The organism is Thiobacillus sp., from assembly GCF_024708915.1.
Window position 1 is genome coordinate 1 of sequence record NZ_JANJXQ010000173.1, and the last position, 3,902, is coordinate 3,902.

6 protein-coding genes are annotated in these 3,902 nt (G+C 68.5%); all 6 read right to left on the reverse strand.

The features are described 5' to 3' along the window. A partial coding sequence (locus Q0L94_RS12215; RefSeq protein ID WP_296753629.1) for a TIGR03752 family integrating conjugative element protein occupies nucleotides 1-1,302 on the reverse strand: 1,302 nt, incomplete at its 3' end. Continuing rightward, nucleotides 1,292-2,206, reverse strand: coding sequence for a TIGR03749 family integrating conjugative element protein (locus tag Q0L94_RS12220; protein ID WP_013520785.1), 915 nt, complete (start codon nucleotides 2,204-2,206; stop codon nucleotides 1,292-1,294). The genes Q0L94_RS12215 and Q0L94_RS12220, both read right to left, overlap by 11 nt. Next, on the reverse strand, nucleotides 2,203-2,895 hold the full coding sequence (locus Q0L94_RS12225) for a PFL_4703 family integrating conjugative element protein (RefSeq protein WP_013520784.1): 693 nt from the start codon (nucleotides 2,893-2,895) through the stop codon (nucleotides 2,203-2,205). Before Q0L94_RS12225 ends, Q0L94_RS12220 begins: the two co-directional genes overlap by 4 nt. Further along, on the reverse strand, nucleotides 2,892-3,302 hold the full coding sequence (locus Q0L94_RS12230; RefSeq protein WP_013520783.1) for a TIGR03750 family conjugal transfer protein: 411 nt from the start codon (nucleotides 3,300-3,302) through the stop codon (nucleotides 2,892-2,894). The genes Q0L94_RS12225 and Q0L94_RS12230 overlap by 4 nt, the downstream gene beginning before the upstream one ends. Before the next feature lie 11 nt (nucleotides 3,303-3,313). Further along, nucleotides 3,314-3,673, reverse strand: coding sequence for a TIGR03745 family integrating conjugative element membrane protein (locus Q0L94_RS12235; protein WP_013520782.1), 360 nt, complete (start codon nucleotides 3,671-3,673; stop codon nucleotides 3,314-3,316). Between the two features lie 16 nt (nucleotides 3,674-3,689). Further along, a partial coding sequence (locus Q0L94_RS12240) for a TIGR03758 family integrating conjugative element protein (protein ID WP_296753632.1) occupies nucleotides 3,690-3,902 on the reverse strand: 213 nt, incomplete at its 5' end.

Below are 3,902 nucleotides of genomic sequence, written 5' to 3' on the forward strand. Positions count from 1 at the left end.
GACATAGACGGCGGCGAACGCTTGGCCGTAGAGCTTGTTGACCCAGGCCGACATGTCCCGCACGCCGCCCGCCAGAATCTGGCCGACCGCCTCCTGGCCGCTGATGCCCACGGTGCCGATGGAGCCGTCCGAGCCGACATAGGACATGCGGCCGCTGTCGCTCTCGATGAGCGAGGCCACGCCGGCACCGGCCGCGGTGATCAGGGCCTGCGAGCCGAGGTACTGCTGGGCGTTGCTGCGCCGCTCGCCGCTGACGCAAGGAATGCCGTGGGGATCGCTGATCCAGCCCAAGCCATCGCGCTGCTGGTTGTTCTGCTGGTTTCCTTCGCGGTCTTCGGGGATCGTGCGAATCGTGCCGTCGTTGAAGACGAACGTGATGCTGCGCACCTGGCCGCGCACGCAAGAAAGCGTCCAGTCGCCCGAGGCGGTGCCGCTGAACACGGCGCCGGCCACATCGGGAATGTCGATGCCGTTCGCCGTGAGGTTGTCCGGCCCCACCAGCACCTTGAAGGGGTACGGGTCGTTGACGGTGCCGTCGATCGGCACACGCCCGATCAGCGCTGTCATCGCCACCGAGCCCATGAGCGTGGAGTTCGTGGGGACGGTATAGACGGGCTTTGCGGTCTTGACGCCCGCGGCGCGTGCCCCGGCGTTCGCCACGGTTTCCGCCGTGGTTTGCAACGTGCTCTGCTCGGGGCCGAAGCTCGTCGGGAAGCTCATGCCGCCAGCCGTGCCGCGCCCCCTGTTGCGTCCCTCGGCAGGCTTCGCGTCATCCGGTTCAACCCAGCGCATGCCGCCTTCCATCCCGGCCTCGTCGCCCCCCTGCAGCCCCAGGCCCACGGGCAGATCGGCATGGCTGCCACCGCGCCCACCAATGCTGTCCAGGCGCCGCTGTAGGTCGGCGAGTAGCCCTTCGGTCTGCTGGCGCGTGCTGGCCGCCTGCTCCTGGTCGCGCCGCAGGTTGGAGCGCTCGGACTCCAGCGCAGAGTTGATGCGCTGGTCGATCGAGTTCTCGCGCTGACGCAGGCGCTGGTTCTCTTCGCGCTGGGACTTGTTGTCCGAGAGCGCCGTCTGAAGCTCGGTGCGCAACTGCTTCACTTGGGCGACGAGCGTGGCCACGGTGTCGCGCGGGGTATCGCCTTCGATGCCCAACGCCTTCATTTCTTCTGGCGTGAGCTGGGCGCCGGCATCGCTAGCGGGCGGCGCCGACGTGCTTCCACCCGAGAACAGGCGGATGCCGACGAACAGCACCAGGATGGCGACGGGGATCATCAGCCACTTCAGGAGTCCGTTACTGCGCATGATCGGCCTCCTTGCGTTCGGTGGCTTCGGCTTCTGGCTGCGGCAGATGCACGGCTGGGTCGAAGCGGTGAATGGCCGGCAGCAGCGACTGCGCCAAGCCGTGCCCGCGCGTCACCAGGTACAGGACGGTCGTGTCCTCGGGCACGCCGTGCGGCCCGAGCGCCTCATGCTGGAAGGTCGCCGTCAGGAAATCGCCCTGCAGCACACGCGGATCAAGCGTGACCCAGCCGGCGCTGGTATTGGTCAGGCGCACGGCCGTCACCCATTGGTCTTCCAGACGCCACGACGCGAGCGCGAGTGCGCGCACGGGCAATGTCGGCATCAGCGTGCCGAGGTCCATGTCGCGGCGCAGGTTGATGCGCATGACGCCCGGCAGTGGCTCCACGGTGCGCAGCGGCGCGTAAAGGCTCTGCGCGGCGAAGCGGGTCAGCACCACGGGGATGGGGGTTTCGCGCCGCGCCGGCCGCGCACCCGACTGGTCCTGGGCGCGCGCCGGGGCCTCGGCACCGTTGGACTGATCGCCATAGCGAGCCGGAGTGCTGCTGTCCTCGACGATGCGCACCGGCTCCAGTTCGGCTTCGCCGTCCTTGGGCGCCTCGGCCGCAATGTCCAGCAGGATCAGCGCGCCGGTGTCGGCGTCCTGCAATTGCAGCCGCGTGGGCTCGATTGGCTCGCTGGCGCGCAGGTACACCGCGCCGCCTGCGCTCTGTACGCGCAGGCGTTCGCCCACGCCCGCAGGCACTCCGACGCGGACGTTGCGGTCGATGAACACGATCCGCTCCTGGCCGACCTTCAGCGGCACCGCCAACGGCATGCGTTCCCAGCGCAGGATCTCCACCGCCTGAGCGGCGGGGAACGCAGCCACGGCCAGCAGCCCCAGCAGCATGAGTACAGGGTGCTTCATGGGGTATTTCCTCCTTGAGGCGCGTGCGGAGACAGACCGCCGGATGCCGGGCGCGTCGGTTCCGGGGTGCTGATGCGCTGGGGCGTGCCGTCGTAGCAGTCGAGCGCCAGGCCGAAGGGGTTGCGTGCGGGGTCGATGTCCACCTTGGTGACTTTCACCGGGTAGCGCACCAGGGCGCGCTTTACCTGCTCCGCGCCGTAGTACTCGTCCGCCGTGATGTCCAGCGTCACCACCCAGTCGCGATCGGAGACCGTGCGCACGCGCGCCGTAGGGTCGTCGCCGTAGCCGCGGCCGGGGATTTCGTAGATGCCGCGCACGCGCTGGCGCAGCTCGCCCGTGCTGCGGCGGTAGTCGTAGTCCGCGCGCAGGAAGGCCTGGCAGGACGGCGTGAGGTACGGCGAGAGCGTGTGGAGGTTGCGGGCATAGTCCTCCTCGCCATTCGTGGGCCAACGGTTGAGGGTCTGGAACACGTAGAACGTGAACGCATAGACCGATTCGGGCGGCACCTCCCACCATTTCCGGGTGCTGCCGGAGCGCAGGTCGGGCGGGACATGGATGGTCAGATCGCGTGGCGCGCTCCACCAGCCGCCGCCCATCACGAGGGCGACGATGACCAGCGCGCCGGCACCCAGGCGAAGCGTCTTGATGTGCGCCTGCAGGTGAGCGATCTCGTTCTTGAAGCGGCTCATCGCGCACCCCTTGAAGCAGACCTGCGGGTGGTCCAGAAGCCGGAGCGCGAGATCAGCACATGGCCGCCCACCCAGCCCGCCATCAGCGGATGGCGCGTGGCGATGCGCCATTGCAGTTGCCGGTACAGCCAGGTGTCGGGGCGCCCGCGCTTCAGGCGCCGCAGGATGCCGCCGCCGATGAACACGCCCAGCGCCACGCCCAGCACAACGAACGTCGGCGCCAGCGCGATCGTGCGGAACATCCAGGACAACGGCGCGCCGACCAGCAGGCCGGCGGCGCCGGACAAGCCGCAGCAGATCCACAGCTCGTCGGCGGTGAGGCCGCGCACGACAACGGGGTGGCGGTTGAGCCGATGCGGAAGGAACGTCACGGTCCCGTCCGCACGGACGTGCTGCTGCTCGGACATACCGACCTCACTTACAGGATGCCGGTGGCTTCGGTGAGCAGCCAGATGCCGATCACGAGCAGCACGGCGCCGATGGCGACCGTGAGGCCGAACTGGCCCCACGTCTTGCGGCCGGTGTGGATCTCCGCGTAGGTGCCGTAGGCGTGGTAGCAGACGCCGATAAACATCGACGCCACCACCAGCAGGGCCACAAGCATGATGATGTCGTAGCCGTAGTTGCGGATCGTCTCCATGATGCCGTTGCCGGTGCCGCGCGTCGGGTTCTCCAACTGCGGCAGACCTTGCGCGAACGACAGCGCCGGCAGCGCGGTGGCGCCCAGGGCCACGGCGGCCCGCTGGGCGAGACGGGAAGTGAGGATGCGGTTTGGCATGGTCAGGCCTTTCAGGTCAGGAGAGGAGGAAGAAGGTCAGGACGAGGTACATCGCGACGAAGCGGATGCAGACACCGAGGAACTGGCGCTGGTTGAGGCGGCTCTCGGACCACCCCACGTAGGCCGTTCGGATGGCCCAGACGCCCCACACGAGCAGGACCGCGAACACGACGCCGACCAGGACGGTCGCCATCGCGGAAGGCGCGATGCCGCTGTTGGCTTGAAATGC